Origin of the sequence: Microcoleus sp. CAWBG58, from assembly GCF_020883045.1 — a bacterium.
Taxonomy (GTDB): Bacteria; Cyanobacteriota; Cyanobacteriia; order Cyanobacteriales; family Microcoleaceae; genus Microcoleus.
This window is the reverse complement of sequence record NZ_JAHRFA010000021.1, coordinates 98691-100646: the sequence shown is the minus strand read 5'-3', so window position 1 is coordinate 100646 and position 1956 is coordinate 98691. Positions and strand designations below refer to the sequence as shown.

The following is a 1956-nucleotide window of genomic DNA, read 5'->3' as shown; positions in this document are numbered from 1 at the left end:
GATAAACTCAAAGAACAGGTAAATACAATCATTAAATCTCTCACGAACGAGGTAGTTTTATCACTCTGTGGCTGGGACTATATCCTTGAAGCTACATTAAGTGCAACTTCATAGTGAATTGGTATCAGGTTGTCGCGATCGCAAATCCCCAAATTAGAGCGAAGTCTCAGCAGTGACGCACCTGACAATAGCCAGGTGCGCCACACTAATCATCCTCAAGTTGGCGAGGGAATTGTGATATCGACAGATTGGACTTTCACAGCAGTTCCCAAACTCGATAATGGCGGTTGAATCGCCGCAGTATTTCCCACTACTAACGTTACCAAATTATCCGGTTTCAAGTAAGTCTTAGCCACGCGCTGCACGTCAGCAATTGTGGCTGCTTCGACGCTGCGGCGGTACCGAAAAATGAAATCTTCGGGATAACCGTAGTATTCGTAGCGCATTAGTCGCGACAAAGTTTGACTCGGATTTTCAAATTTGAAGATGAAAGAATTGAGGGTAGAATCTTTCGCAAAAGCTAATTCTTCGGCGGTAATTGGTTCGGTGCGGATGCGATCGATCTCAGCGCGGATTGCCTTGATAAACGGAACTGTCGCGTCCGATCGCGTTTGGCCTCCAGCTACAAACGTCCCTGGATAGTCAAATCTCGGACTCCAAGCCGCGTAAACCGTGTAGGCTAAGCCTTGGCGCGATCGCACATTATTGAACAAACGCCCGCCAAAACCGTTCATAACCCCATTCATCACGTCCAAAGCACCGTAATCTGGGCTGTTCAACATCCCGCCCAAATGCCCCATCTGCACGTAACTTTGACTCAATTGCGGTTGATTTACCAAAAATACGCCGCCTTGATTCGCCGGCGTTACCGCTGGTAGCGCAGGCACTTCTGCACTCTGAGTCGGTACCCAGTTGCCGAATTTTTGCTCGACGAGCGATCGCATTTTAGCCGTATCAAAATCGCCAGAAATACCCAAAATCATATTCTTCGGGTGGAAATACTTCTGGTAAAAACCCACCAAATCGTCGCGGGAAATATTCGCGAGAGTCTTGTATTCTGCCGTGCGCGCGTAGGGACTGCGATCGCCATAAATCAACTTTTGAAACTCCCGGCCCGTAATATCGTTAGGATCGTCGTTGCGACGGGCGATGCCACCTTGCTCTTGATTCTTAGCTAAATCCAACTTTTCCTTAGCAAAAATTGGCTCCCGAATCACTTCCGCAAACAAGTCAAATACAGGTTCCACATCTTCAGCTAAAGCACTAAAATTAGCGCTACCAGAAGCAACATCAATTCCCGTTTCAACCGAAGCTGCCCGCTGTTCTAGCAACTGATTTAATTCATCAGCCGTATGCCGACTCGTCCCACCAGTTCGCATCACTTCTCCCGTCAAACCTCCCAATCCAATTTTATCAGCAGGTTCAAAACGATCGCCCGTGCGAAATAGCGCCGTTCCCCCAATTAACGGCAGTTCTCTATCTTCCATCAGATAGACTCGGATGCCATTTTTCAGCTCGAAGCGAGTGTATTTAGGCAGTTTAATTTCTGCCAGCCCCGGGAATTTTAATTCATCGTAGTGCTTCGGCCCAGCCGCTAGGGAAGGCAACAAATTAAACGTGCCAAGTGAAACAGTAAAAAAGCAAAGCGACAGCAGAAATAACTTTACTTTTTTCAGTTTCCATTTAGTCCTTTTCATGCTTTCTCCTAAGTTTGATATCGTGACATAGCGTAGGGGCGGTGCTCTGTACCCGCCCTAGATGCGAGCCTATTTCCCAGTCTGCGGAGGCAGACTTCGTTTTTGTAGCTGCGGTTTCAACCGCCGAGTCTTAGTCTGCGGAGGCAGACTTCGTTTTTGTAGCTGCGGTTTCAACCGCCGAGTCTTAGTCTGCGGAGGCAGACTTCGTTTTTGTAGCTGCGGTTTCAACCGCCGAGTCTTAGTCTGCGGAGGCAGACTT

Annotated in this window: 1 protein-coding gene; it reads right to left on the bottom strand. The window is 48.1% G+C overall.

All coding sequences use genetic code 11. The features are described 5' to 3' along the window. Positions 1-215: 215 nt before the first annotated feature. Complete coding sequence (locus QZ918_RS12030; protein ID WP_293335114.1) at positions 216-1697, bottom strand: M16 family metallopeptidase; 1482 nt, start codon at positions 1695-1697, stop codon at positions 216-218. Positions 1698-1956 lie beyond the last annotated feature (259 nt).